The organism is Neobacillus sp. PS3-40 (assembly GCF_030915485.1).
GTDB lineage: Bacteria > Bacillota > Bacilli > Bacillales > Cytobacillaceae > JAUZPL01.
Genome location: NZ_CP133266.1, coordinates 3,033,669 through 3,059,598 on the forward strand (window position 1 = coordinate 3,033,669; position 25,930 = coordinate 3,059,598).

The 25,930-nt window shown below is 39.1% G+C and carries 19 protein-coding genes, 17 tRNA genes and 3 rRNA genes; 32 read left to right on the plus strand and 7 right to left on the minus strand.

Going from position 1 to position 25,930, the window contains the following annotated elements:
- Nucleotides 1-30: 30 nt before the first annotated feature.
- A complete protein-coding gene (locus RCG20_RS14780; RefSeq protein WP_308180891.1) occupies nucleotides 31-381 on the minus strand; it encodes a YgzB family protein in 351 nt (116 codons plus the stop codon).
- 244 nt (nucleotides 382-625) lie between these two features.
- Here RCG20_RS14780 and RCG20_RS14785 point away from each other — a divergent pair, with 244 nt between their 5' ends.
- The 20 genes from RCG20_RS14785 to RCG20_RS14880 all read left to right on the plus strand — a co-directional run bounded on the left by RCG20_RS14785 (nucleotide 626) and on the right by RCG20_RS14880 (nucleotide 8,317).
- Nucleotides 626-1,501: a nucleotidyltransferase-like protein gene (locus tag RCG20_RS14785; protein WP_308180892.1), complete on the plus strand. Its 876-nt coding sequence runs from the start codon at nucleotides 626-628 to the stop codon at nucleotides 1,499-1,501.
- 276 nt (nucleotides 1,502-1,777) lie between these two features.
- Nucleotides 1,778-3,326: ribosomal RNA gene (locus RCG20_RS14790) — 16S ribosomal RNA — on the plus strand.
- 284 nt (nucleotides 3,327-3,610) lie between these two features.
- A 23S ribosomal RNA gene (locus RCG20_RS14795) occupies nucleotides 3,611-6,545 on the plus strand.
- A gap of 119 nt (nucleotides 6,546-6,664) precedes the next feature.
- Nucleotides 6,665-6,780, plus strand: a 5S ribosomal RNA gene (gene rrf / locus RCG20_RS14800).
- Together the 16S, 23S and 5S rRNA genes with 16 tRNA genes alongside form the textbook arrangement of a ribosomal RNA operon.
- Nucleotides 6,781-6,789: 9 nt before the next feature.
- Nucleotides 6,790-6,864: transfer RNA gene (locus tag RCG20_RS14805), tRNA-Asn, on the plus strand.
- Between the two features lie 5 nt (nucleotides 6,865-6,869).
- Nucleotides 6,870-6,961: transfer RNA gene (locus RCG20_RS14810), tRNA-Ser, on the plus strand.
- 11 nt (nucleotides 6,962-6,972) lie between these two features.
- A tRNA-Glu gene (locus tag RCG20_RS14815) sits at nucleotides 6,973-7,047 on the plus strand.
- A gap of 4 nt (nucleotides 7,048-7,051) precedes the next feature.
- Nucleotides 7,052-7,127: transfer RNA gene (locus RCG20_RS14820), tRNA-Val, on the plus strand.
- A gap of 38 nt (nucleotides 7,128-7,165) precedes the next feature.
- Nucleotides 7,166-7,238, plus strand: a tRNA-Met gene (locus RCG20_RS14825).
- A 3-nt stretch (nucleotides 7,239-7,241) separates the two neighbouring features.
- A tRNA-Asp gene (locus tag RCG20_RS14830) sits at nucleotides 7,242-7,318 on the plus strand.
- Between the two features lie 16 nt (nucleotides 7,319-7,334).
- A tRNA-Phe gene (locus RCG20_RS14835) sits at nucleotides 7,335-7,407 on the plus strand.
- 38 nt (nucleotides 7,408-7,445) lie between these two features.
- Nucleotides 7,446-7,518: transfer RNA gene (locus RCG20_RS14840), tRNA-Thr, on the plus strand.
- A gap of 32 nt (nucleotides 7,519-7,550) precedes the next feature.
- Nucleotides 7,551-7,635, plus strand: a tRNA-Tyr gene (locus RCG20_RS14845).
- Nucleotides 7,636-7,641: 6 nt separating this feature from the next.
- Nucleotides 7,642-7,715 (plus strand) — tRNA-Trp (locus RCG20_RS14850).
- A gap of 19 nt (nucleotides 7,716-7,734) precedes the next feature.
- A tRNA-His gene (locus RCG20_RS14855) sits at nucleotides 7,735-7,810 on the plus strand.
- 36 nt (nucleotides 7,811-7,846) lie between these two features.
- Nucleotides 7,847-7,918, plus strand: a tRNA-Gln gene (locus RCG20_RS14860).
- A 7-nt stretch (nucleotides 7,919-7,925) separates the two neighbouring features.
- Nucleotides 7,926-8,000: transfer RNA gene (locus RCG20_RS14865), tRNA-Gly, on the plus strand.
- An 8-nt stretch (nucleotides 8,001-8,008) separates the two neighbouring features.
- Nucleotides 8,009-8,083: transfer RNA gene (locus tag RCG20_RS14870), tRNA-Cys, on the plus strand.
- Nucleotides 8,084-8,124: 41 nt separating this feature from the next.
- Nucleotides 8,125-8,210: transfer RNA gene (locus tag RCG20_RS14875), tRNA-Leu, on the plus strand.
- A gap of 25 nt (nucleotides 8,211-8,235) precedes the next feature.
- A tRNA-Leu gene (locus tag RCG20_RS14880) sits at nucleotides 8,236-8,317 on the plus strand.
- Nucleotides 8,318-8,966: 649 nt separating this feature from the next.
- Here RCG20_RS14880 and RCG20_RS14885 read toward each other — a convergent pair.
- From RCG20_RS14885 to RCG20_RS14900, 4 genes are all read right to left on the minus strand, one after another.
- On the minus strand, nucleotides 8,967-9,611 hold the full coding sequence (locus RCG20_RS14885) for a GGDEF domain-containing protein (RefSeq protein WP_308180893.1): 645 nt from the start codon (nucleotides 9,609-9,611) through the stop codon (nucleotides 8,967-8,969).
- Nucleotides 9,612-9,802: 191 nt separating this feature from the next.
- On the minus strand, nucleotides 9,803-10,489 hold the full coding sequence (locus RCG20_RS14890; RefSeq protein ID WP_308180894.1) for a response regulator transcription factor: 687 nt from the start codon (nucleotides 10,487-10,489) through the stop codon (nucleotides 9,803-9,805).
- Nucleotides 10,486-11,634 (minus strand): sensor histidine kinase, encoded by a 1,149-nt coding sequence (locus RCG20_RS14895; RefSeq protein WP_308180895.1) that lies wholly within the window; start codon nucleotides 11,632-11,634, stop codon nucleotides 10,486-10,488. The genes RCG20_RS14890 and RCG20_RS14895 overlap by 4 nt, the downstream gene beginning before the upstream one ends.
- Nucleotides 11,635-11,715: 81 nt before the next feature.
- On the minus strand, nucleotides 11,716-12,402 hold the full coding sequence (locus RCG20_RS14900; RefSeq protein WP_308180896.1) for a hypothetical protein: 687 nt from the start codon (nucleotides 12,400-12,402) through the stop codon (nucleotides 11,716-11,718).
- 367 nt (nucleotides 12,403-12,769) lie between these two features.
- Between RCG20_RS14900 and RCG20_RS14905 the strand changes: the two genes are divergently transcribed.
- Both RCG20_RS14905 and RCG20_RS14910 read left to right on the plus strand, forming a co-directional pair.
- Nucleotides 12,770-13,120, plus strand: coding sequence for a hypothetical protein (locus RCG20_RS14905; RefSeq protein ID WP_308180897.1), 351 nt, complete (start codon nucleotides 12,770-12,772; stop codon nucleotides 13,118-13,120).
- Nucleotides 13,121-13,329: 209 nt separating this feature from the next.
- A tRNA-Gly gene (locus RCG20_RS14910) sits at nucleotides 13,330-13,403 on the plus strand.
- 101 nt (nucleotides 13,404-13,504) lie between these two features.
- Here RCG20_RS14910 and RCG20_RS14915 read toward each other — a convergent pair.
- Nucleotides 13,505-14,173 carry a B3/B4 domain-containing protein gene (locus RCG20_RS14915; RefSeq protein WP_308180898.1) on the minus strand — a complete coding sequence of 223 codons (669 nt, stop codon included), beginning with the start codon at nucleotides 14,171-14,173 and terminating at the stop codon, nucleotides 13,505-13,507.
- A 95-nt stretch (nucleotides 14,174-14,268) separates the two neighbouring features.
- Here RCG20_RS14915 and queG point away from each other — a divergent pair, with 95 nt between their 5' ends.
- The 10 genes from queG to RCG20_RS14965 all read left to right on the plus strand — a co-directional run bounded on the left by queG (nucleotide 14,269) and on the right by RCG20_RS14965 (nucleotide 25,057).
- Nucleotides 14,269-15,399, plus strand: a complete 1,131-nt coding sequence (queG, locus tag RCG20_RS14920) for a tRNA epoxyqueuosine(34) reductase QueG (protein WP_308180899.1) — start codon at nucleotides 14,269-14,271, stop codon at nucleotides 15,397-15,399.
- A gap of 128 nt (nucleotides 15,400-15,527) precedes the next feature.
- On the plus strand, nucleotides 15,528-16,409 hold the full coding sequence (locus tag RCG20_RS14925; RefSeq protein ID WP_308180900.1) for an amidase domain-containing protein: 882 nt from the start codon (nucleotides 15,528-15,530) through the stop codon (nucleotides 16,407-16,409).
- 67 nt (nucleotides 16,410-16,476) lie between these two features.
- Nucleotides 16,477-16,953 (plus strand): tRNA (uridine(34)/cytosine(34)/5-carboxymethylaminomethyluridine(34)-2'-O)-methyltransferase TrmL, encoded by a 477-nt coding sequence (gene trmL / locus RCG20_RS14930; protein WP_308180901.1) that lies wholly within the window; start codon nucleotides 16,477-16,479, stop codon nucleotides 16,951-16,953.
- 48 nt (nucleotides 16,954-17,001) lie between these two features.
- The gene (nfsA, locus tag RCG20_RS14935) at nucleotides 17,002-17,751 is read left to right on the plus strand and encodes an oxygen-insensitive NADPH nitroreductase (protein ID WP_308180902.1); all 750 of its coding nucleotides are present in this window, start codon (nucleotides 17,002-17,004) and stop codon (nucleotides 17,749-17,751) included.
- Between the two features lie 353 nt (nucleotides 17,752-18,104).
- Entirely contained in the window at nucleotides 18,105-20,000 is a 1,896-nt protein-coding gene (locus tag RCG20_RS14940) for a PrkA family serine protein kinase (protein WP_308180903.1), read from the plus strand.
- A 546-nt stretch (nucleotides 20,001-20,546) separates the two neighbouring features.
- Complete coding sequence (locus RCG20_RS14945) at nucleotides 20,547-20,915, plus strand: ArsR/SmtB family transcription factor (RefSeq protein WP_308180904.1); 369 nt, start codon at nucleotides 20,547-20,549, stop codon at nucleotides 20,913-20,915.
- Complete coding sequence (locus RCG20_RS14950; protein ID WP_308180905.1) at nucleotides 20,908-23,022, plus strand: heavy metal translocating P-type ATPase; 2,115 nt, start codon at nucleotides 20,908-20,910, stop codon at nucleotides 23,020-23,022. The genes RCG20_RS14945 and RCG20_RS14950 overlap by 8 nt, the downstream gene beginning before the upstream one ends.
- Before the next feature lie 341 nt (nucleotides 23,023-23,363).
- Nucleotides 23,364-23,810 carry a MarR family winged helix-turn-helix transcriptional regulator gene (locus tag RCG20_RS14955; RefSeq protein WP_308180906.1) on the plus strand — a complete coding sequence of 149 codons (447 nt, stop codon included), beginning with the start codon at nucleotides 23,364-23,366 and terminating at the stop codon, nucleotides 23,808-23,810.
- 66 nt (nucleotides 23,811-23,876) lie between these two features.
- A complete protein-coding gene (locus RCG20_RS14960; protein ID WP_308180907.1) occupies nucleotides 23,877-24,755 on the plus strand; it encodes a permease in 879 nt (292 codons plus the stop codon).
- Nucleotides 24,756-24,784: 29 nt separating this feature from the next.
- Nucleotides 24,785-25,057: a hypothetical protein gene (locus RCG20_RS14965; RefSeq protein WP_308180908.1), complete on the plus strand. Its 273-nt coding sequence runs from the start codon at nucleotides 24,785-24,787 to the stop codon at nucleotides 25,055-25,057.
- 519 nt (nucleotides 25,058-25,576) lie between these two features.
- Here RCG20_RS14965 and RCG20_RS14970 read toward each other — a convergent pair.
- Nucleotides 25,577-25,792 carry a hypothetical protein gene (locus tag RCG20_RS14970; RefSeq protein ID WP_308180909.1) on the minus strand — a complete coding sequence of 72 codons (216 nt, stop codon included), beginning with the start codon at nucleotides 25,790-25,792 and terminating at the stop codon, nucleotides 25,577-25,579.
- Between the last annotated feature and the right edge of the window lie 138 nt (nucleotides 25,793-25,930).

A 25,930-nucleotide genomic window follows, 5' to 3' on the forward strand; every position in this document is an offset into this window, starting at 1 on the left:
AAAAATAAGCTATCTCTATTCAGAGATAGCTTATTTTTTTCGTTTACTATTATAGTCTTCATTGAATTCCTTGCCCACAAGTTTAGGATCAAGGGTCAAAGGTTCACGGCAATACATACACATATCTACACGGCCTAGCATTTTTGTTGGTTTTCCACAACCAGGACATACTACCTGTATTGTTTTTGTTGAAAGCATACCAATCCAAAAATAAACGACTGTACTAGCGATAATAAAAAGAAGACCGAAAAGCATAAAAACAGTCATGAGTGTTGGAGAATTGCGGAAATATATACCTCCGTACATAACGACAAAACCGACAAAAATTAAAGCGAGTGCAAAAGTACGTATTTTATTTATTTTACTTGAATACTTAGCCATAACATTCCCTCCTACAGAAAACTATACCATATTTGTGAGAATAGAAAAGTTAGTATGGGAAAAGGATGTCGAATTTTGTCTTAATTTTAAGAAGGAGATTTTTTATTCCTGTCGAAAATATAGGCTAGTAAGAAAAACGTCTTCCTAATCGGATGACAGTGACTGTTTGTGAGTCTGTATAGGTTCTCTAAAAGAACTTTAGGGATTAGATCGTACTAGGCAGTTAAAAAAGGGGGAATGAAATATGGAAGACATTCTTCGATCTATTTATCAAGAGAGGACAAGTCAGGCTAATACTCTTGGGGTACTTTTAATAGAAAAGAAACTTAAGTCATACCATATAACGGATTCATTTGATGTAATTTTATTAATTATTGTAAAAGACGCAGAACAGCCAATTTTTATAAAACACTATAGTTTTGGTGAAAAAAAGGCAGCTATGCATATTATTACGGAAGCACAGCTGAAGGAATGGCTATTATTAGGTTCTAATCGCAAATTATTTGAATGGCTTGATATGTCCAAAGTTTTATTTGATCGAAATGAATATATTGCTGATTTAAAAAAAGAGCTTTGGGAGTTTCCTTTTTACGGTCGAAAGATCAAAATGGGTTTGGAGTTTTCAAAATTGGTTCGACGTTATGTTGATGGAAAAGCATTATTTGAAGAACATTTATATTTAGATGCATACAATCATGTAGTCCACTCTTTACATCACCTAGCAAGATTAGCAGTTATTGAAAACGGCCTTCATCCTGAACTAACAGTATGGCATCAGGTAAAGCAAATAGAACCTGAAATTTTTAAATTGTATGAGGAACTTGTGAATAGTGAGGAAACTCTAGAAAAGAGACTTGAGTTATTGTTCTTAGCAAGTGAATTTATGATCCATTCTAAAATCCATCTAGGTGCTGCACATATATTGGATGTACTAAATGCTAAGGATGTTTGGCAGATTAATGATATTATGAACGAAAAGGAATTACTTCCTTATTCACTGGACTTAGAAATTTTTCTTGGTTATTTAATAGAAAAACGTTTAGTCGAAGTTGTTAATGTTGAAACAAAAGGTCATGGAATCCTTCATCGGAATTATAGGGTAATTGAAAAATTATTTTAAAAAAACATAAAAACGTATTGACCTTTTTTAAAATACTTGGTATATTAATAACCGTCGCTGCGAAACATACTTTTGAAGTTATTGCGAGTGACGGTTATGAAAAAAAGTTATTGACAACATGAAACGCTTCATGTTATATTAATAAAGTCGCTTCTGAGCGATAGAGTAAATAGCTCCTTGAAAACTAAACAAACAAAAACGTCAACAAACAAAAATATAGTGTTTGCTTATAGCAACACTAGCCAACGTAAACTATGAGCTAAACTCATACTTTCTTTTATGGAGAGTTTGATCCTGGCTCAGGACGAACGCTGGCGGCGTGCCTAATACATGCAAGTCGAGCGAATTTTTAGGAGCTTGCTCCTGAAAATTAGCGGCGGACGGGTGAGTAACACGTGGGCAACCTGCCTGTAAGACTGGGATAACTTCGGGAAACCGGAGCTAATACCGGATAATCCTTTTCCTCACATGAGGGAAAGCTGAAAGACGGTTTCGGCTGTCACTTACAGATGGGCCCGCGGCGCATTAGCTAGTTGGTGAGGTAACGGCTCACCAAGGCGACGATGCGTAGCCGACCTGAGAGGGTGATCGGCCACACTGGGACTGAGACACGGCCCAGACTCCTACGGGAGGCAGCAGTAGGGAATCTTCCGCAATGGACGAAAGTCTGACGGAGCAACGCCGCGTGAACGATGAAGGCCTTCGGGTCGTAAAGTTCTGTTGTTAGGGAAGAACAAGTACCGGAGTAACTGCCGGTACCTTGACGGTACCTAACCAGAAAGCCACGGCTAACTACGTGCCAGCAGCCGCGGTAATACGTAGGTGGCAAGCGTTGTCCGGAATTATTGGGCGTAAAGCGCGCGCAGGCGGTCCTTTAAGTCTGATGTGAAAGCCCACGGCTCAACCGTGGAGGGTCATTGGAAACTGGGGACTTGAGTACAGAAGAGGAAAGTGGAATTCCACGTGTAGCGGTGAAATGCGTAGAGATGTGGAGGAACACCAGTGGCGAAGGCGACTTTCTGGTCTGTAACTGACGCTGAGGCGCGAAAGCGTGGGGAGCAAACAGGATTAGATACCCTGGTAGTCCACGCCGTAAACGATGAGTGCTAAGTGTTAGAGGGTTTCCGCCCTTTAGTGCTGCAGCTAACGCATTAAGCACTCCGCCTGGGGAGTACGGCCGCAAGGCTGAAACTCAAAGGAATTGACGGGGGCCCGCACAAGCGGTGGAGCATGTGGTTTAATTCGAAGCAACGCGAAGAACCTTACCAGGTCTTGACATCCTCTGACAACCCTAGAGATAGGGCTTTCCCCTTCGGGGGACAGAGTGACAGGTGGTGCATGGTTGTCGTCAGCTCGTGTCGTGAGATGTTGGGTTAAGTCCCGCAACGAGCGCAACCCTTGATCTTAGTTGCCAGCATTCAGTTGGGCACTCTAAGGTGACTGCCGGTGACAAACCGGAGGAAGGTGGGGATGACGTCAAATCATCATGCCCCTTATGACCTGGGCTACACACGTGCTACAATGGATGGTACAAAGGGCTGCAAAACCGCGAGGTTAAGCGAATCCCATAAAACCATTCTCAGTTCGGATTGTAGGCTGCAACTCGCCTACATGAAGCTGGAATCGCTAGTAATCGCGGATCAGCATGCCGCGGTGAATACGTTCCCGGGCCTTGTACACACCGCCCGTCACACCACGAGAGTTTGTAACACCCGAAGTCGGTGGGGTAACCGTAAGGAGCCAGCCGCCTAAGGTGGGACAGATGATTGGGGTGAAGTCGTAACAAGGTAGCCGTATCGGAAGGTGCGGCTGGATCACCTCCTTTCTAAGGAATATATTCTGACTTTGGGTCAGATATAAAATGTTTGCTCTGACGTTTCTTGTTTGTTTAGTTTTGAGGGAGTAATTCCTCGAAGCTTTATTTTTTTGTCTCTGCGAGTAGTCATTATCGCAAGGCAAGATGAAGTATTGTTCCTTGAAAACTAGATAATCGTAAGAAGAAGTCAAAGTAAGAACCGAGTAATCGCCATTTTAGTTTTCTCTCTTATTTATAAGAGTAGTAAGACAAACCAGCTGATGAAGAAATTCATTACTGATCATTTGTCTATAGGTTAAGTTAGAAAGGGCGCACGGTGAATGCCTTGGCACTAGGAGCCGATGAAGGACGGGACTAACACCGATATGCTTCGGGGAGCTGTAAGTAAGCTTTGATCCGGAGATTTCCGAATGGGGGAACCCACTGTTCGTAATGGAGCAGTATCTTTACCTGAATACATAGGGTATTGAAGGTAGACCCGGGGAACTGAAACATCTAAGTACCCGGAGGAAGAGAAAGCAAACGCGATTCCCTGAGTAGCGGCGAGCGAAACGGGAAATAGCCCAAACCAAGAGGCTTGCCTCTTGGGGTTGTAGGACACTCAACATGGAGTTACAAAGGAACGGGGTAAATGAAGCGACCTGGAAAGGTCAGCCGTAGAAGGTAAAAGCCCTGTAGTTGAAACTTCGTTCCCTCCTGAGTGGATCCTGAGTACGGCCGGACACGTGAAATCCGGTCGGAAGCAGGGAGGACCATCTCCCAAGGCTAAATACTCCCTAGTGACCGATAGTGAACCAGTACCGTGAGGGAAAGGTGAAAAGCACCCCGGAAGGGGAGTGAAATAGTTCCTGAAACCGTGTGCCTACAAGTAGTCAAAGCCCATTAATGGGTAATGGCGTGCCTTTTGTAGAATGAACCGGCGAGTTACGATTACATGCAAGGTTAAGTTGAAAAGACGGAGCCGCAGCGAAAGCGAGTCTGAATAGGGCGAATGAGTATGTGGTCGTAGACCCGAAACCAGGTGATCTACCCATGTCCAGGGTGAAGTCCAGGTAACACTGGATGGAGGCCCGAACCCACGCACGTTGAAAAGTGCGGGGATGAGGTGTGGGTAGCGGAGAAATTCCAATCGAACTTGGAGATAGCTGGTTCTCTCCGAAATAGCTTTAGGGCTAGCCTCACGTAGTAAGAGTCTTGGAGGTAGAGCACTGTTTGGACTAGGGGCCCTCATCGGGTTACCGAATTCAGACAAACTCCGAATGCCAAAGACTTATCCGTGGGAGTCAGACTGCGAGTGATAAGATCCGTAGTCAAGAGGGAAACAGCCCAGACCACCAGCTAAGGTCCCAAAGTATACGTTAAGTGGAAAAGGATGTGGAGTTGCTTAGACAACCAGGATGTTGGCTCAGAAGCAGCCACCATTTAAAGAGTGCGTAATAGCTCACTGGTCGAGTGACTCTGCGCCGAAAATGTACCGGGGCTAAACGTATCACCGAAGCTGTGGATTGACATCTTAGATGTCAATGGTAGGAGAGCGTTCTAAGGGCGTTGAAGCTAGATCGTAAGGACTAGTGGAGCGCTTAGAAGTGAGAATGCCGGTATGAGTAGCGAAAGATGAGTGAGAATCTCATCCACCGAATGCCCAAGGTTTCCTGAGGAAGGCTCGTCCGCTCAGGGTTAGTCGGGACCTAAGCCGAGGCCGAAAGGCGTAGGCGATGGATAACAGGTTGATATTCCTGTACCACCTCTTTATCGTTTGAGCAATGGGGGGACGCAGAAGGATAGGGTAAGCGCGCTGTTGGATATGCGCGTCTAAGCAGTTAGGCTGTCAGTGAGGCAAATCCCGCTGACGTGAAGGCTGAGCTGTGATAGCGAGGGAAATTTAGTACCGAAGTTCCTGATTCCACACTGCCAAGAAAAGCCTCTAGCGAGATAAATGGTGCCCGTACCGCAAACCGACACAGGTAGGCGAGGAGAGAATCCTAAGGTGAGCGAGAGAACTCTCGTTAAGGAACTCGGCAAAATGACCCCGTAACTTCGGGAGAAGGGGTGCTCTTTGGGGTGAATAGCCTCGAAGAGCCGCAGTGAATAGGCCCAGGCGACTGTTTAGCAAAAACACAGGTCTCTGCGAAGCCGCAAGGCGAAGTATAGGGGCTGACGCCTGCCCGGTGCTGGAAGGTTAAAAGGAGGGGTTAGCGCAAGCGAAGCTCTGAATTGAAGCCCCAGTAAACGGCGGCCGTAACTATAACGGTCCTAAGGTAGCGAAATTCCTTGTCGGGTAAGTTCCGACCCGCACGAAAGGCGTAACGATCTGGGCACTGTCTCAACGAGAGACTCGGTGAAATTATAGTACCTGTGAAGATGCAGGTTACCCGCGACAGGACGGAAAGACCCCGTGGAGCTTTACTGTAGCCTGATATTGAATTTTGGTACAGCTTGTACAGGATAGGTAGGAGCCTGAGAAGCCGGAGCGCTAGCTTCGGTGGAGGCGTCGGTGGGATACTACCCTGGCTGTATTGAAATTCTAACCCACACCCACATATCTGGGTGGGAGACAGTGTCAGGTGGGCAGTTTGACTGGGGCGGTCGCCTCCTAAAGAGTAACGGAGGCGCCCAAAGGTTCCCTCAGAATGGTTGGAAATCATTCGCAGAGTGTAAAGGCACAAGGGAGCTTGACTGCGAGACCTACAAGTCGAGCAGGGACGAAAGTCGGGCTTAGTGATCCGGTGGTTCCGCATGGAAGGGCCATCGCTCAACGGATAAAAGCTACCCGGGGATAACAGGCTTATCTCCCCAAGAGTCCACATCGACGGGGAGGTTTGGCACCTCGATGTCGGCTCATCGCATCCTGGGGCTGTAGTCGGTCCCAAGGGTTGGGCTGTTCGCCCATTAAAGCGGTACGCGAGCTGGGTTCAGAACGTCGTGAGACAGTTCGGTCCCTATCCGTCGTGGGCGCAGGAAATTTGAGAGGAGCTGTCCTTAGTACGAGAGGACCGGGATGGACGCACCGCTGGTGTACCAGTTGTCTTGCCAAAGGCATCGCTGGGTAGCTATGTGCGGACGGGATAAGTGCTGAAAGCATCTAAGCATGAAGCCCCCCTCAAGATGAGATTTCCCATAGCGTCAAGCTAGTAAGATCCCTGAAAGATGATCAGGTTGATAGGTCAGAGGTGGAAGCGTGGCAACATGTGGAGCTGACTGATACTAATCGATCGAGGACTTAACCATTTTTAAAGCGATCTCGTTCTTAATACTTCTTCTAAGATTATCTAGTTTTGAGGGAATGAAAATTTTCTCTTGCAAAATTGCAAAAAGGCATTATAATAATATATGTCTGATGAAAATAGTCTGGTAATTATGGCAAGAAGGTCACACCCGTTCCCATACCGAACACGGAAGTTAAGCTTCTTTGCGCCGATGGTAGTTGGGACTTTGTCCCTGTGAGAGTAGGACGTTGCCAGGCTTGTATTGTTCCGCAGTAGCTCAGTGGTAGAGCTATCGGCTGTTAACCGATCGGTCGTAGGTTCGAGTCCTACCTGCGGAGCCATTTATGGAGAGCTGTCCGAGTGGCCGAAGGAGCACGATTGGAAATCGTGTAGGCGGGTAACCCTGTCTCAAGGGTTCAAATCCCTTGCTCTCCGCCATTTAGTATTTTGGCCCCTTGGTCAAGTGGTTAAGACACCTCCCTTTCACGGAGGTAACACGGGTTCGAGTCCCGTAGGGGTCACCATTATGGAGGATTAGCTCAGCTGGGAGAGCATCTGCCTTACAAGCAGAGGGTCGGCGGTTCGATCCCGTCATCCTCCACCATATTAGTTTTACTTTTTAAACTTAATCATTCTCATTGTCGCGGGGTGGAGCAGTCTGGCAGCTCGTCGGGCTCATAACCCGAAGGTCGCAGGTTCAAATCCTGCCCCGCAATTTGGTCCGGTAGTTCAGTTGGTTAGAATGCCTGCCTGTCACGCAGGAGGTCGCGGGTTCGAGTCCCGTCCGGACCGCCATTTATATTTAAAGTTTGGCTCGGTAGCTCAGTCGGTAGAGCAAAGGACTGAAAATCCTTGTGTCGGCGGTTCGATTCCGTCCCGAGCCACCTTTTATCTTGAAATTTATTGTTTAATTAATATATGAGCCGATGTAGCTCAATTGGTAGAGCAACTGAATCGTAATCAGTAGGTTGGGGGTTCAATTCCTCTCGTCGGCACCTTAAGCTGACTTAAGAAAAATTTTATATGTGGAGGGGTAGCGAAGTGGCTAAACGCGGCGGACTGTAAATCCGCTCCCTCCGGGTTCGGCGGTTCGAATCCGTCCCCCTCCACCATTTTATAGGGGTATAGTTTAAAGGTAGAACGAAGGTCTCCAAAACCTTTGGTGTGGGTTCAATTCCTACTACCCCTGCCAATTTTTTATAATAATTATGGCGATTGTGGCGAAGTGGTTAACGCACCTGATTGTGGTTCAGGCATTCGTGGGTTCGATTCCCATCAGTCGCCCCATTTTCTATTGAGAATTTCAAAAAAATATTGTATCATTGGGCTATAGCCAAGCGGTAAGGCATCGCACTTTGACTGCGACATGCGTTGGTTCAAATCCAGCTAGCCCAGCCTATTTGCGGAAGTAGTTCAGTGGTAGAACATCACCTTGCCAAGGTGGGGGTCGCGGGTTCGAATCCCGTCTTCCGCTCCAACTCTTATGGCGGCATGGCCAAGTGGTAAGGCAAAGGTCTGCAAAACCTTTATTCACCGGTTCGAATCCGGTTGCCGCCTCCATAAATTTTTATATTAATGAAATTAATTGCTATTTATAATTTGCCGGGGTGGCGGAACTGGCAGACGCACAGGACTTAAAATCCTGCGGTAGGTGACTACCGTACCGGTTCGATTCCGGTTCTCGGCACTGCTTTACAAATTAATTTTATTACGCCGGTGTGGCGGAATTGGCAGACGCGCACGACTCAAAATCGTGTTGGGTAACCAGTGTCGGTTCGACCCCGACCACCGGTATCGATTAAGGCCGGAAAAAGCCTTTAGTAAAAAGAGATCTCACATTATGTGAGGTCTCTTTTTTGTCGTACCCCGAACACTCCTCTCATATTTCTATCATATATATTAAAATGTTTCTCTTATTCTGATTTCTTCTAGTAAAAATTACTGAGTATTTATGTTAAAGCGGGAAGGGAAGCTGTGGAATCAAGTTGGTAAGATTTAATGGTTGGCGGCCTGTCCTATTTAAAAGATAAAAGGAACTGCCTACTTAGATGGATCTGATTTTAATAATCCTTGCTACCATAGCATTCAAACTTTGTTGCAAGATGTGGCAAGAATACAAATTCTTAAATCATTATAACCCTTTTCCAATTTTAACAATCATTTACTCACTAAGGAAACATAAAGATTCTAACTTGATTGATAGATTGCCTTTTTACTTAACATAGTAAGTTATATATAGAAGATTGATATGTGAATAGAAAAAAGTACTAAAGCTTGATGGCAGAATTGCTCATTCTGGCTATCATTTTTATTAAATAAATAACAAGGATATCGTAAGTGGAATCAAGTAAAGATAGCACCCAAAAAGTAAACAAAACTGATGTTAATTATGGGTTTTTAATGTTTCTTTATGTGATATACATTTCATTTTAAGGAGTATGTATTAAAAAATACTTTTTGATGCCTTACAATTATACATTTGACCATCAGCTTTCTTTAATAACTCAAACAAATCCATACTATCATTTGGATAGATAGCTGAACCGATGGATGCCTTAACAGGTATTTTTACTTGATCTGAGAGGTTTTCCAGTTTCTTTTCCAGTCTATTTAGGACAGTTTCTAAGCCTGCCTCTCCATTATAGTGTCCAATGACCAGAAATTCGTCACCGCCCCAACGAGCAACAATGTCACTCTTTCTAGTAGATTCAACAAGTAATTCACTGATCTTAATTAGAACCATGTCACCCTTATGATGACCATATGTGTCATTGATTGTTTTAAAGCTATCACAATCAACTACTAATATAAATAATTTGCTATTAGCTCTCTCTGCAAAAGAAAAAATCTTATCATATGTATTCATTACAAATCTGCGATTGTAAATACCTGTAAGTTCATCTTTCTCAGAATAAAATCTTACTTTATCATACTGTTTACCTGCCCAATATCCAAAAAAGACTAAGAATGGGTACGAGTAGAGATCAAGCGGCTCGACTGAGTTATCACGAAAATAATAGTAAAAGATATAAACGGAGTGTAATAAAAATAAGCCTAAACTTCCTACGATTCTGCCAGAATATTTCATGTTGATCCACCCTTGTTATAATCTTATAGACATACTCATTATTATATCATGTTGGTGAGAAGGGTAAATAACATAAGTAAAAAATTGTAAAAAGAATGGTGTTGGGTTATAGGTAACCTTCATGGACGGTGGAAAGTAGAGGAAGGGAAGGGAAGGTTATTCCCTTCCCTGGTTGCAATGCAAAGATTCACTTACACATTAAATCTATACCCTGCACCCCAAATGGTTTCAATATATTGTGGAGTGGAGGGGTTTTTTTCAATTTTTTTACGAATTTTTTGAATGTGGACAGACACTGTGGCCGTATCTCCAAAGTGTTCTTCTTTCCAAATGGTGGTGAAAAGATGATCTTTACTAAACACGATATTGGGATGAGATATGAGAAAGACGAGTAATTCATATTCTTTGGCGGTAAATGATACTTCTTTTCCATTTACAAAAACTTGATGTGAAGCAGTGTTGACTTCAAGTCCTTTGTGCGAAATAATTTCAATTGTAGTATTTTTCCCCATTAATCGCTCGTACCGATTAATATGAGATTTTACCCTTGCAACAAGCTCAGACGGACTAAAGGGCTTCGTTAAATAATCATCAGCACCGTACCCTAAGCCTCTAATTTTATCAATATCATCTGTTTTTGCAGAAACAATGATGACAGGGATTTCACTTTTGCCTCGGACAGCCTTTAAGATTTCGAATCCATCTTTATTTGGCAACATTAAATCGACAATAATGATATCATATGTTCCAGAGGTTGCATGCTGCAGCCCAATCAAACCATCAGCAATAATGGTGACATGATAGCCATTCAATTGAAGATAATCCCGCTCTAATTCTGCAATGTTTGCATCATCTTCAATAATCAAAATATGCTTCATTCGTTTTTTTCACCTTCCCTTGAAAAAATGGGCAGGATAATTGTAAAACAACTTCCCTCGCCTACGATACTGTTAACGGTAATATCGCCGCCATGTGCTTTGACCAGCTCCTTTGAAATGGATAGACCCAGTCCCGTACTCATCAGATTTTTGGTTCGTTCTTTTTCGATACGATAAAACCGGTTGAAAATATAGGGCAGTTTGTCACTTGGAATCCCTGAACCATTATCTTTTATACTTAGCTTAATGACATCATGCTCTTTATATAATTCGCATTTTAATGCTAAATCATTTTCATCTCCATGTTTTTGGGCATTTCCAATGATATTCTGAATCGCCTGATGAATTCTTTTACGATCAATCTTGACTAAATAGTCTTTCTCAAGTTTATTCAAATAGTTGAAAGTAAGGCCGTTCTCTTTAAATTCAAAAGAAAATTCCTCCATCAAATCTGAAGTATAGCCTCCAATGGAAACCTCCTCAAAATGATAATCCAGTTTATCCATATCAATTTTTGAAAATAAAAAGAGATCATCGATGAGCTTGTTCATATATTGGCTATTACTATAGATAATTTTGAAGTATGAGTCCATTTTATCTTCGGGCACAACGCCATCAATGATCGCTTCCATATATCCTTGAATAGAGGTAATCGGCGTTTTTAGATCATGAGAGATATTGGCAATTAATAGCTTGCGGTTTTCCTCATATTCCTTTTGCATTTCTTCGCCTTTTTTTAATTTCTTTGCCATATGATTAAAGGATGTAATCAATGCTTGTATTTTATTTTTGGTTGGATGGGTAATTTCCGTGTAGTAATTTCCGTTTGCAATTTCTTCTACACCAAGAATCAATGTATCAATCGGCTGTAAAATTTGTTTTTCCAAGCGGGTATGAAAAATAAATGTTCCTATTTCCCTCATGATGGTAAATACCAGGAGAAGAATGAAAATAATCTTTACTTCAACGAATTGATACAACAAATAAAAAGTAATTAGTGGGATCAATAGAAGGACCATTCTGGCGTGGCGGAATTTCCTGGCATTTTTATGAAAGTTGGCTTGGATTTCATGAACCTCATGCCTATAGGGGTTATGGTTATGCAGATGGTCATGCCTATGCCACCTTCGATTTTTACGTTTCATAAAAATGCCTCCTTTATATACAAAAGTACAGAGCAAAAACAAAATCGCCGCTGGGACAATTTCGTTTTTGCGATCCATTCTTTATTTGGTGAAATTAACTTCTACTGTTGCGTTCGTTTCGTGTAAGCCATCATTTTCGTAGCTTCCTTGAATGGTGATGGATACTTTTTCTACTTCTTTATTTTTATTTGTAACGATGTTCGCTAAAATATGAGGTTTTTCCATCAACATCATTTCTTTCATTAGTTTACCCTTTAGTGGATGGTGATGGCCAGAGTCTTTACCAAGGAACGGGCCATTTTCACAGTTGCTCTGCATTCTTTCTTTCATTCTCTCTTTCATTTTCGCAACTGCTTCATCAAGTTCAAGTGAGAATATGGTTTTTTCCCCTTGCTCTTCTGCTTTCAAGTCATTTAATAGTCGGAGGAAGCATAAAAGGATATCAGCTTTACTCTTGAATCCATGAATATGTCCATGCCCAAAGTGTTCATTATGTCTGCCATGTCTAAATCCTCTATGAAATGGGCATCCATGTTCGTGATCTCTTTTAAATTCGGTTGTACTTTCATGCTTACCTTCATTTCCGTCACAATTCCATTCTGATTGCAGGTGACATTTTGTATTTCCATCCCCGCTGTGTTGAAATTCGTTACTGAACTTCAAAACTTGCTGTCCATCTTTTTCTACTTTAACTTGAAGGACACCTTCTCTTTCTTTTTTCTCTTTCATTGTTTTCACTACATCATATATTGCTTTGATTTTATTCATCGTCTTTCCTCCATTATAGTTTTTATTTTGCTTACATGAAGGATTGTAGCAACCAATAAAAAAAACAAACGAAAGAAAGTTTAAAAAAAGTATAAAGTTTGTTAAAAAAACTATAAAGACGGGATTATTGTAGAGTTTTCATATCAACTAAAACGTAACTGTCATGTTTCTAATCTACTCTTTCTCTCACTTGATTTAAATCAAAGTAGGGAGGGGATATTTATTAGATAATAGAGATACAAAGTGAATATTACGTTTTACACATACCATCTAGCAAGTATAAGTGTTAATTTAAACTAACATAACAAGGTGATGTGAACAAGAACGTAAGAGAGACTAAATTTCTAAGAAAAAGGAGTGACAAAATATGCATTTGGTTCCTTTTGCGATTGCTTTTGCATTACCATTTCATGTACATTCATTTACATTTATCATTGCAATTGAAACTTTACTATTTTCGATTATTTTACGATCCAAAGGAGTATTCCTTCTCCAATTAGTGCTCTTCCTGGCTACCTTTGCCATTGATGGTTTAGTGCCAAATAGTTTGAACATATTTCTAATAATTGTTCAAATTTTATTAGGAATAATATGTCTCTACAAGATAAAAAAAGCTGCAGAAATGGATTATTTATTGGTACTTGAAAAAACACACAGAATCCCACCGAATCTAACAAAGGGTAGTAACTTCGGGAATCGATCTTCTTTTTTTAGATAAATGATGCTACTACCAATGTCTTCTGTGACATTGGTAGTAGCCAAAATACATGTATAAGAAGAAGGAGTGACGAAATTTTAAGATCCCAATTTTTGTGGATTGGTTATTTGAATTCTATAGTTAGAAAGTTAACGGGTTTTCACCTTCTTGTTGACATATGCTCTTTAATAATATAGAATGTAATATGTTCATGAGTTGATTTACAATATGCGGGTGTAGTTTACTGGTAAAACCTCAGCCTTCCAAGCTGATGTAGTGGGTTCGATTCCCATCACCCGCTCCATACATAATAACTAACGCAGTGTACCGTTTCGTAGAGAACGTTGTATTGCGTTTTTTTGTTGTTAGCTTAACTTTGGATGGAAATGAAAAAAAGATGCATTACTAGCATCCTTGGATATGATAGGTAGCTTCCCCGCCGTGAAATTGTATAAACATTTTCATTAATGATTCGGTAAGTCTTTCGGCATTTTCTTGAGTTGTTGATGGTCTTAAATAGATGATTTGCAAGGCGTTCTTTGTATTCTCCGTTACTGGTGATCTTTCAGAATCAACGAAAGGACTTCCAAATGGGCCTTGTTGATCAGAAGAAACGATTAAATGGTGTAAGGAATTCAAACGGCCATTTAGTCCGAGATATTCTTCATTTTCTTGGCCAATACGGATGGTAACAGGTCCAGATAATTTTTCGCAATCATAGATCCCAATAGGTACTTGATATTGTAAAGAGAAAAAATTATTTAAATCAATGGCACTTTGGACAGATGATAGGAAGTTTTGTTTTTGGACTCTCCGAAATAAGGCCTCAGCTGAGTGCCGATAACGATTAGGATCCTTGCCAGTTAGCTTGAAGATTTTGCGCCACTCTTGAATTCCTGGTAGGTCAGTTACATTTTTATTTTCCAATTCAAAAAAAGTGGATTCTTGGTGCATTTGCAATCTGCCAATTAACATTTGCGGCGAAGGACCGACAGTAATATTCTTGTATTCAATAATACCAAGTTTGAAATCTGGAATCAGATTCGCCAGATTTGGTGAAATTTGAATTTCCAACCTTTCCACCTCCAAAATATCTTGAATTTAGTTTATCATATATAAATGTGATCCTAAAAAATTATAATATCCTTCTTAAGAAAGGAGGCATTTTGATGGATATAAAGCAGCTCAAACAAGAAGTCATTGCCTATAGTAAACAAATTGGAATCGATAAAATTGGCTTTACAACAGCCAATACTTTTGATGAACTTAAAAATAGATTAATTCGACAGCAAGAACTAAATTTTCAATCAGGGTTTGAAGAACCAGACATTGATAAGCGTGTGACACCTTCATTACTTTTAGAAGAGCCACGTTCAATTATATCTATTGCGGTTGCATACCCATCAAAGATGAAAATCCGTGTTGAAAGCAAAAATGGTGAAAGAAGAGGAATTTTTTGCAGAGCATCATGGGGTATGGACTATCACACCATTATTAGGGATCGGTTAAAAAAGCTTGAGGATTTTATTTCAGCTAAGGTTCCAGGTGCACGGTTAAAATCAATGGTGGACACGGGGGAACTTTCTGACCGGGCTGTAGCAGAAAGAGCAGGTATTGGGTGGAGCGGAAAAAACTGTTCAATTATTACTCCTGAGTTTGGATCATATGTATATCTAGGTGAGATGATTACAAGTATTCCGTTTGCACCTGATACCCCTATGGAGGATCAATGTGGATCTTGCACTAAATGTTTGGATGCATGTCCAACTGGAGCATTGGTGCAAGGAGGACAGATTAATGCGCAGCGTTGTATTGGTTTTTTAACACAAACAAAAGGCTTTGTCCCTGATGAATTTAGGGATAAGATCGGGAACAGAATATATGGATGTGATTCATGTCAAACAGCCTGTCCCGTCAACAAAGGGAAGGATTTTCATTTTCATCACGAAATTGAGCCAGACCCAGAAGTAGTTAAACCATTATTAATTCCGATTTTAAAAATGAGCAATCGAGAATTTAAGGAGAGGTTCGGAAACCTTGCTGGTTCTTGGCGAGGGAAAAAGCCAATTCAACGAAATGCTATTATTGCCCTTGCTCATTTTAAAGATGAAACGGCAGTACCACAGTTAATTGATGTAATGAAGAGTGATTCAAGGCCTGTAATCAGAGGAACTGTAGCATGGGCACTTGGGAAAATTGGTGGCGAGAGAGCACTAGCTGCACTTAAAGAGGCTAAGGAGAAAGAAATCGATTTAGAGGTCCAACTGGAAATTGAAAAGGGATTAAAATTTTTTAGCTAAGTAGAACTTATATAAGGGGCTCGCCATTCGAAGCGTTTTCTTAATAAAGGAGTGAACAACACTCCTTTATTTTTTTTGATTCAAAATCCTTTTCTCTACATATGTATGGAAAGAAAGGGGTGAAAAGGATGCAAAAACAACTACAGGATTTATTTGAAGAGAGAGTCAACCAGTATGTATCTGATTCAAGGAAAATGAATTCAATGTACCCAAAGGCAGAAAAGAAAAAGGAAGCTTGTGCGAAAAGATCCGCTGAGATTGTTAAAGTGAAGGCAACAGGGAGAATAATTGACAACATGGTTAAAGAGGACCTTAAGATAGCTAAGTACCAGGCTCATTTCCAATTTTTAATAAAACAAAATGATAAACTTTATATGGAAGAAGAAGTGGAATGGAGAGAAGCTAAATTCTATAAAAACACCTTGATTTCTGACGAGGAAATAGTGCCTTTTGAATATCAAGACCATCAAGAGGTTGATGGTGCCCTAATTCCTATTGAGGAGGGAGGTCAGCGACTTAGCTATGAATACAACCGTTTAAAAGTTGTACAATATGCTGAGAACTGGTGGAATAGCTATAACCCCGCCTACAAAAAGTTTGAAGTGGATTGTACCAATTTTATTTCCCAATGTTTACACACGGGGGGTGCTCCGATGAATGGTTTTCCGAATCGGGGAAGAGGTTGGTGGCTCCGAAATAATAATTGGAGTTACAGCTGGGCTGTAGCAAATTCCTTAAGACTGTTTCTAGCAAATCCACAAAATGCTTTAAAGGCAAGGGAAGTGAAGAGCCCTGATCAATTGTTATTAGGTGATGTCATTTGCTATGATTTTGAAGGGGACGGCCGTTATAATCATAATACAGTTGTAACAGGTAAGGATCCACTTGGTATGCCGCTAGTAAATGCCCATACATACAATAGTCGAATGCGGTATTGGGCGTATGAAGATTCAACAGCCTACACCCCGAAAATTAAGTATAAGTTTTTTACCATTAATGATGGAAGGTAATCATTTTTGCCTGGTTGCCATTGAGTGGTATAATATCAGGTAGAGTTTTTATATGAGGTGAAAATACGTGGCAATACATATCGTTTTATATCAACCACAAATTCCAGCAAATACAGGAAATATCGCACGGACTTGTGCAGGAACAGATACTATTTTACATTTAATTCGACCATTAGGTTTTTCAACGGATGATAAAATGTTGAAAAGGGCTGGTTTGGATTACTGGCAATTTGTAAAGATTGTTTACTATGACTCATTAGATGAGTTTTATGAAAAAAATTCAGGCGGTGAATTTTTCTATATAACAAAGTTTGGTCAAAAGCCGTTTACTTCCTTTGACTATAGTGTTGTGAATAAAGATTATTTCTTTATCTTTGGTCGTGAAACAACAGGACTTCCAAAGGATGTTATTGAAAAAAATAAGGATGTAAGCCTTCGGATTCCGATGAATGAAAATATTCGTTCTCTGAATCTATCCAATACAGCTGCCATACTTATCTACGAGGCATTGAGGCAGCAAAACTATCCAAATTTAATTAAGTGAAAAGGGACCAGAATGGTCTCTTTTTTCTAATGTGAAAGGAAGAATATTATGAATGATGTAATAACAAACATACTCAATCACCGTTCGATTCGCCATTTTGAGGATAAGCTGTTAACTGATGAACAAATTAGTACTATTATTTCCTGTGCACAGTCAGCATCAACATCAAGCTATATTCAAGCCTATTCGATTATTGGAATCAAGGATAAAGAAAAAAAGAGAAAGTTAGCTGAGCTTGCTGGAAATCAGGGTTATGTAGAAAATAATGGGCATTTCCTGGTCTTTTGTGCTGATCTTCATCGTCATGAAATAATTGGTGAAAGAGAAGGTAAAAATGTGATTCCAACAATCGAAAGCACAGAAAAATTCATGGTATCTCTGATTGATGCATCACTTGCAGCACAAAACGCTGCGATAGCTGCTGAATCGATGGGGTTGGGAATTTGCTATATTGGTGGGATTCGTAATAACCTTGAAGGGGTAAAAGATCTATTGAAAACTCCTGAAAGGGTTATTCCTCTTTTCGGAATGGCAATTGGATACCCTACAAAAATAACGGACCAAAAACCAAGGTTGCCACTTGAGCACATTTATCATGAGGATCAGTATGAACAAAATAGAGAGGTTTATGTAAAGCAGCTTCAAGATTATGATAACCTTATTTCAAGCTATTATGAAAAAAGAACAAATAGTGTACGCAATGATCGTTGGACGGACCAGATGGCAAAAATGCTTGAAAAACAAACAAGAATGTATATGAAAGAATTTGTGCAAAAAAGCAAAATGGATCTTCAGTGAAAAAATATAATATATTATGCCTATAGAAAAAGACTGCCAATTGGCAGTCTTTTTTTACTTTGTAGAACCAGGTTTATCATTGTAACCGGACGTGAAGATAGCTGCTAAAAATGCGATTATAACTAAAATTACAAAAAATGTATTCATATTTATGTAGCCCCTTTTACCATCAGATTTAGGTTGTTTTCCCATTTCTACATTTATTATAGCCTAACATTTTAAAATGAAAAGTGAAGATTTGCACAGTTGGGGGTAAAAAGAAAGACAGTTTGTTTTTTCGATATGAATGTTCAATTGTCCAAAAGCATAGAGTATATAAATCATCTCTGATAACGATACAGGGGGAGGACTAAATGGATATTTTAAAAAAAATTGAGAAATACCGTGATGAAGAGGAAAAACTTCGATGGGAAGGAACGTTTAAGGAATATTTACTTATGCTGAAGGAAAAGCCCTGGGTAGCCCAATCTGCCCATTCTCGAGTTTATAATATGATCAAGGATGCTGAGATTGAAGAGGAAAAAGGGGTTAGAAGATACAAATTTTTTAGTCATCAATTATTTGGATTAGAAGAAGCTCTTGAAAGACTTGTAGAGGAATACTTCCATCCTGCTGCCAAAAGGCTTGATGTGAGAAAGCGTATTTTACTATTAATGGGCCCTGTAAGTGGGGGGAAATCCACGCTAGTTACCATGCTGAAAAGGGGTCTTGAAGAATATTCACGGACAGACAAAGGATCTATTTTTGCAATTAAAGGATGCCCGATGCACGAGGATCCACTTCATTTAATCCCACAGTTTTTGCGAGACGATTTTAATAAGGAATATGGCATTCGGATTGAAGGAAACTTATCTCCCTTAAACATGATGCGTCTTGAACAGGAGTATGGTGGGAAGATTGAAGATGTTATAGTTGAAAGGATCTTTTTCTCGGAAGACAAACGAACTGGGATTGGAACATTTAGTCCATCAGATCCAAAATCCCAGGACATTGCCGATTTGACAGGCAGTATTGACTTTTCCACAATTGCTGAATATGGTTCAGAATCTGACCCAAGGGCATACCGATTTGATGGTGAATTAAATAAAGCCAATCGTGGGATGATGGAATTCCAAGAAATGTTGAAATGTGATGAGAAATTTTTGTGGCATTTGTTGTCATTGACACAAGAGGGGAATTTCAAAGCAGGGCGATTCGCATTGATTTCTGCGGATGAATTAATCGTTGCTCATACGAATGAAACGGAGTATCGGTCATTTATTTCGAATAAAAAAAATGAGGCACTGCATTCAAGAATTATTGTAATGCCGATTCCTTATAACTTAAAGGCTTCTCAAGAAGAAAAGATATATGAAAAAATGATCAATGAAAGTGATGTGGCCGATGTACACATTGCTCCGCACACCTTAAAAGTGGCTGCGATGTTTACGATTCTAACTCGCTTAAAAGAACCGAAAAAAGGTGATATTGATTTAGTGAAAAAAATGCGCCTTTATGACGGTGAAAATGTGGAAGGATTTAATGAAGCGGATGTTAGTGAACTTAAAAAAGAATATCCTGATGAAGGAATGAGTGGCATTGATCCTCGCTACGTTATTAATCGGATATCCTCCACAATAATCAGGAAAGAAGTACCGTCCATTAATGCATTGGATGTATTGCGGTCATTAAAAGACGGACTTGATCAACATCCATCGATTACAGCCGAATTACGAGAACGCTATTTGAATTTTATTTCACTAGCTCGTAAAGAGTATGATACGATTGCGAAGAAGGAAGTCCAAAAAGCGTTTGTTTATTCATACGAAGAGTCTGCTAAAACATTAATGGATAACTATTTGGATAATGTTGAAGCCTATTGCAATAAGGCGAAGCTCCGGGATCCATTAACAGGGGAAGAAATTAATCCTGATGAAAAGCTTATGCGCTCGATTGAAGAGCAAATTGGCATTTCAGAAAATGCGAAAAAATCATTCCGTGAAGAAGTGCTTATTCGAATTTCTGCCTTTGCAAGGAAGGGCAAACGGTTTGATTATAATTCACATGATCGCTTGCGTGAAGCTATCCAAAAGAAACTTTTTGCCGATTTAAAAGATGTTGTTAAAATTACAACTTCATCTAAAACACCAGATGAGCAGCAGTTAAAAAAAGTCAATGAAGTCGTTGCTCGTCTGATTGATAAGCATGGTTATAACTCTACTTCTGCGAATGACCTGTTAAAGTATGTAGGAAGTCTATTAAACCGATAAAAGAAATGACGAGCAGGGAAAATAAAGCTTTGTAAAAGATATATTACAATAAAGCTAGGCAATATTTAAAAGATGATTTCTGTATTAAACTAGGGCACTGTAAAACATTCGTTTTTATCAAAGATAATATATAGCTGTATTAAAAAGGCTCTTTTCTTAAACTTTGTTGCTAGTTGAAACTAAATTAGAATGGTATTCCAGTTTACCGATAAAAACCGTAGGAAGTTTTTAAGGAAAGAGCACGATACCATTGTTATTTCGGGTTTTTAGACTAGGTACGAAAAACAACAATCTATGCGAAAACAGCCATTAAAAAAGACGACGCTAAAATTCAAAATGAATTTTAAGTCGTCTTTTTGATTAAATAGAGGCTTTTATACCTATTTTACATTGAATTGTTAAAAAAGTATTACTTAACCGACAAGTAATGCTTTTTTTATTGCGCTCAAACTGTATTCCATATCATTCATTCAAGTAGTTACTTGATTATTCCTTGAAAAAGAGTAAACTAATATTCAAACAATCGCTTGAATGAGGAGTGAGATAATGTCCAAAAAGGATACTTGTGAGATTTATTGTTTTGATGAGAGCAAAGTTAGCCGAATTCAAGGTGAATTACAAACCATAGATATTTCGAGTGTTGCCCAATTGTTTAAAGCGATCGCTGATGAAAATAGAGCAAAAATAACCTATGCATTGTGTAGAGATGAAGAGCTATGTGTTTGTGATATAGCAAATATTATAGGCACCACGGTTGCAAATACTTCCTTTCATTTACGCACGCTCCATAAACAAGGGATTGTAAACTTTAGAAAAGAAGGAAAGATGGCGTTTTATTCCATAAATGATGAACAAATTAAACAGTTAATTACTATTGCTGTACTACATAGGATAGAGGTGAAAGCCAATGTCTGAACATGAAACAAAAACTTACCGGGTACAAGGATTTTCCTGAGCTGGCTGTGCAAAAACGTTCGAAACGAACGTGAAACACCTGGATGGTGTTTTGGATGCGAAGGTAAACTTTGGAGCCTCGAAAATAGTGGTTACAGGAAATACGACGATTGATGCACTTGAAAAAGCAGGTGCGTTCGAAAATTTGAAATTATGGGACGAAAATGAAAAAAAAGTAAAACAAAAGCCGTTCTGGAAGCAAAAAGAAAATGTGAAAGTATATCTTTCTACCCTAATCCTTGTTAGTAGCGGATTTTTAGAATACCAAATTGGGGAGGGACATCATCTTCCGACAATCGGGTATGCTGTAGCGATCCTGATCGGCGGTTATTCACTGTTTATTAAGGGGCTGAAAAATTTAGCTCGATTACAATTTGATATGAACACACTTATGACGATTGCCATTTTGGGGGCGGCGGTAATTGGGCAGTGGAAGGAAGGGGCAACCGTTGTCATTCTCTTTGCCGTCAGTGAAGTTCTAGAACGTTATTCAATGGATAAAGCTCGTCAATCCATTGAATCGTTGCTGGATATTGCTCCAAAAGAAGCGTTAATTCGTCGTGAAAGTGAAGAAATAATGGTCCGTGTTGAAGATATTCAAATGGGCGATCTTATGATTGTAAAGCCTGGACAGAAGGTAGCGATGGATGGAATCGTCATTAAGGGCACATCTACGTTAAATCAGGCTGCTATTACTGGAGAAAGTGTTCCAGTAATAAAGAGTATTGATGATGAAGTCTTTGCTGGGACATTAAATGAAGAAGGATTATTGGAAGTAAAAGTAACAAAACGGGTAGAAGATACGACTCTATCGAAAATCATTCATTTGGTGGAGGAAGCTCAGGCAGAACGGGCCCCTTCTCAGGCATTTGTGGATCAATTTGCAAAATATTATACACCGGTGATTGTTATCATGGCTCTATTAATTGTGATTATCCCTCCTTTGTTATTTGGAGGAGTATGGAGCAAATGGATATATGAAGGATTAGCTATATTAGTGGTTGGCTGCCCATGTGCCTTGGTTATTTCAACGCCAGTTGCCGTCGTAACAGCTATAGGAAATGCGGCTAGAAATGGTGTTCTCATTAAAGGGGGTATTTATTTAGAGGAAGCGGGAGCTCTAAGAGTTATTGCTTTTGATAAAACAGGAACACTGACACAAGGGATTCCTACTGTAACTGACATTATTCCTGTTGTTGGAAATGAAAATGAGCTTTTGACGATTTTAGCATCCATTGAAAAAGGATCCCAACATCCCTTAGCATCAGCTGTTATAAGAAAAGCTGAAGAGAGTGGATTGGATTTTATTGATAAATTTGTTGAAGAATTTCAATCTATTACTGGTAAGGGTGTAAAAGTAAAAGTAAATCATGATTGGTATTACGTGGGAAGTCCGAAACTGTTTGAAGAATTACTTCAAACAATAGAGAGAAGTATGAAAGAAAAAATTATTCGTTTGCAAACAGAAGGAAAAACAGTCGTGATGTTAGGAACCGAAAAGGAATTCCTCTTGTTAGTTGCGGTAGCGGATGAAATTAGAGATTCATCAAAAGGGGTTATTCAAAAACTTCATCAAATAGGAATTGAAAAAACAGTTATGCTGACGGGCGATAACCAACGGACCGCAGAAACAATAGGAACTGAAGTTGGGGTTTCAGAAATAAAGGCTGATTTGCTACCAGAAGAAAAACTGAACTTTATTAAGGAGCTTAGGGCAAAGCATCATAGTGTGGCGATGGTTGGAGATGGAGTTAATGATGCACCAGCACTTGCCGCTTCAACTGTTGGTGTCGTAATGGGTGGTGCAGGAACGGATACGGCACTTGAAACAGCTGATATTGTCCTTATGTCTGATGATTTAAGCAAATTGCCATATACCATTAAATTAAGCCGAAAGGCATTAGCAATTATAAAACAAAATATTACTTTCGCGTTAGCCATTAAAGCTGTGGCTTTACTCCTAGTTATTCCCGGATGGTTAACATTATGGATAGCCGTATTCGCTGATATGGGAGCCACATTAATCGTTACGCTAAACAGTTTAAGATTACTGAAAGTAAAAGAATAATTTTTTAACAACAATAATTGTATTCAATCAAACAGTAGGATTAAGTGGGTTCTACTGTTTTTGTTATTGGCTGTTTTCGCATAGATTGTTGTTTTTCATACCTAGTCTAAAAACCCGAAATAATAATAGTATCGTGCTCTTTTCTTAAAAACTTCCTACGGTTTTCATCGGTAAACTGGAATACCATTCTAATTTAGTTTCAACTAGCAACAAAGTTTAAGAAAAGAGCCTTGTTATTTTAAATAATTACTTAGATTCATATCATTTTTGAAAAAAAATATTTGATTCAATACTTGCAAATTGCAAATAATAATATATAATACAGGTAAGAGGTGAAAATATTGGAAAATACCCGAGAACTTTTTCAGATGATGACTCGTAGGTTTGGCTTCCTCAATAAAAACTGTTGTAGTGTTGGTTCAGTAGAAATCTCCGTTGTCCATAGTCATATCCTTTACGAAATTGATAAAAATAAAAACCCTTCGATACAACAAGTGGCAGAAACATTAGGCATTGATATAACAACTTTTAGCCGCCAGGTTCAAAGCTTAGTCAAACAAGGATTTGTGAAGAAAACACCGGATCCGAGTGATCGAAGAGTTTCAATCCTTTCTTTAACAACGGAAGGAAAGTTTATCGCTTCTGCGATTGATTCACAAATGAATCAATATTTAGAACAAGTATTTTCGCACTTAAATGAATTTGAAAAAGAAACCATTATTCGCTCTATAGAATTGTTATCAAGTGCAATGGAAAAAACAACATACTGCTGCCAGCCATTTTTATGAGTAACACTTGTTACTCATAAAAAATGAACAAATACTTGCAAATTGCAAATAATAGGAGGAATCAAAATGTGGGTTGTAAACTGGATTGAAGTAGGGAAAAGCTTTCTATCAATTGCTTTAGAATTAACTGTATTGTTTATCGGTATTTCATTTTTAATCAATCTTATTCAAGGATTTATTCCTTATGAAAAAATGGAAAAGTGGATGGAAAACAGTCATCCACTCGTCAGTGCTTTAATAGCCCTGGCATTTGCCTTCATAACACCATTTTGTTCTTGTTCAACCATTCCGGTTGTGGTGAATTTGTTAAATAAAAAAGTACGGTTTGGGATTGTAATGATTTTCTTGTTTTCTTCACCGGTTCTTGATCCAACCATTATTACTTTAATGGTAGCTATATTAGGTGTAAAGGTAGCAGCTATTTACACGATTATAACTTCAATCTTATCTGTCATCATTGGATTTACACTTGAAAAAATCGGTTTTGCGAACCAAGTTAGAAACGTCGTCATGAAAGGATATGATGATACACAAAAACGATTTAATTTGAAAGGGGCGCTAACAGAAACGATTCAGTTAATGAAAACTGTTTACCCGTATTTAATAATTGGAGCAGGGATTGGGTCCATTATTCACGGTGCTGTTCCAACCACGTGGATATCTACCTATATGGGAGGAGATAAATGGTGGTTAGTTCCGATTGCTGCAATTATTGGAATTCCTTTATATATAAGACTTTCGACAATGATTCCTATCTCCCAAATCATGTTGGCAAAAGGAATGGCATTAGGACCTGTTATGGCATTGATGATTAGTTCAGCTGGTGCAAGTCTTCCAGAATTAACATTACTTAATAGCATTTTCAAAAAGAAATTAGTCGCAGCCTTTGTAGGTTCCGTATTTCTTATGTCCACCATCTCTGGATTTTTATTTTATGTAGTGTAGATATTATTCGACAATAGGAGGAATGAAAGATGAATATTTTAAAATCATTATTTGGTAAAAAAGAAGGAAATAGTTCTTGTTGTAACATTCAAATTCAAGAAGTAGAAAAAACGGAATCAAAAGAAGGAACAAAAGAAGGAACAAAAGAAGGAACAAAAGAAGGAACAAAAGAAGGAACAAAAGAAGGAACAAAAGAAGGAACAAAAGAAGGAACAAAAGAAGGAACAAAAGAAGAATCGTGTTGTAATTCAAAGACACCAAAAAATGATATTAATAATAGAGGACCTTTTCCTTTAATTTAGAAAAAGGCTTAGCTGTAATGGAATCAGAAGATGGTGAAATTTGCGAAAAGATAAACCAGTGCATTTTCGTATATTGAATCGCACTGGTTTTTTGCTGTTTGAATAAATGAAATAAGCTCTTTTCTTAAACCTTGTTGCTATTTAAAACTAAATTAGAATGGTATTCCAGTTTACCGATGAAAACCGTAGGAAATTTTTAAGAAAAGAGCACGATACCATTGTTATTTCGTGTTTTTAGGCTAGGTACGAAAAACAACAATTTATGCGAAAACTGCCATGAAATAAGTGCTGTCAAAGCACAGTACCAACTCTAATATGTCCTATTTGTCAGTTGCCCTCGATGCTAGTAACGTAACAGTGGTAATGATTTACTTGAATTTTTGATAAGCCGTTTAACCTTTTTAGCTTAAAAAAGTTTTTTTGTTAACGCACTAAAGTAAGTAACAATCGTTGATAAATAATCTGCACTTGAATCGCATAAGTGCAACTAAGCAATCGCTGGCGCTAGCCAAATTTTCTTTATTTTTTAATTGGTGGATTGTTGACATCAACATGAATAGGAAGAAGATTGTCTCGTTCATTTTCCCCATAGAATTGCTCCTGGATTTCCTGATTTGCCCTTTCAGCCATGGAATCTACCGAAGAAGAGGCTCTAGAACTATAATCTTTAAATTTTTCATTCAAATATTGGTTTGTTTCTTTAACCTTATTTTTGGTTTGATCAGCTTCTATCACAGTAATCCCTCTTTTAGTTATTTTTTCTGCTGATGAAGAAAAATAATACTCATTCCTCTTACTAATATTGATTTTATTAAAAAATAAATACACAGAACTTTAAAAAATTAACTATTCCTCCTAAAAAGGAGCTCTATT

What these genes read in the sequence shown, in the direction of transcription:
- RCG20_RS14895 (WP_308180895.1), bottom strand. Translation starts at nt 11,634, where the DNA reads ATGAAACGTAAAAATCGAAGGTGGCATAGGCATGACCATCTGCATAAC.
- RCG20_RS14900 (WP_308180896.1), bottom strand. Translation starts at nt 12,402, where the DNA reads ATGAATAAAATCAAAGCAATATATGATGTAGTGAAAACAATGAAAGAG.
- RCG20_RS14885 (WP_308180893.1), bottom strand. Translation starts at nt 9,611, where the DNA reads ATGAAATATTCTGGCAGAATCGTAGGAAGTTTAGGCTTATTTTTATTA.
- RCG20_RS14780 (WP_308180891.1), bottom strand. Translation starts at nt 381, where the DNA reads ATGGCTAAGTATTCAAGTAAAATAAATAAAATACGTACTTTTGCACTC.
- RCG20_RS14905 (WP_308180897.1), top strand. Translation starts at nt 12,770, where the DNA reads ATGCATTTGGTTCCTTTTGCGATTGCTTTTGCATTACCATTTCATGTA.
- RCG20_RS14925 (WP_308180900.1), top strand. Translation starts at nt 15,528, where the DNA reads ATGCAAAAACAACTACAGGATTTATTTGAAGAGAGAGTCAACCAGTAT.
- RCG20_RS14940 (WP_308180903.1), top strand. Translation starts at nt 18,105, where the DNA reads ATGGATATTTTAAAAAAAATTGAGAAATACCGTGATGAAGAGGAAAAA.
- RCG20_RS14960 (WP_308180907.1), top strand. Translation starts at nt 23,877, where the DNA reads ATGTGGGTTGTAAACTGGATTGAAGTAGGGAAAAGCTTTCTATCAATT.
- RCG20_RS14890 (WP_308180894.1), bottom strand. Translation starts at nt 10,489, where the DNA reads ATGAAGCATATTTTGATTATTGAAGATGATGCAAACATTGCAGAATTA.
- RCG20_RS14965 (WP_308180908.1), top strand. Translation starts at nt 24,785, where the DNA reads ATGAATATTTTAAAATCATTATTTGGTAAAAAAGAAGGAAATAGTTCT.
- nfsA (WP_308180902.1), top strand. Translation starts at nt 17,002, where the DNA reads ATGAATGATGTAATAACAAACATACTCAATCACCGTTCGATTCGCCAT.
- RCG20_RS14945 (WP_308180904.1), top strand. Translation starts at nt 20,547, where the DNA reads ATGTCCAAAAAGGATACTTGTGAGATTTATTGTTTTGATGAGAGCAAA.
- queG (WP_308180899.1), top strand. Translation starts at nt 14,269, where the DNA reads ATGGATATAAAGCAGCTCAAACAAGAAGTCATTGCCTATAGTAAACAA.
- RCG20_RS14785 (WP_308180892.1), top strand. Translation starts at nt 626, where the DNA reads ATGGAAGACATTCTTCGATCTATTTATCAAGAGAGGACAAGTCAGGCT.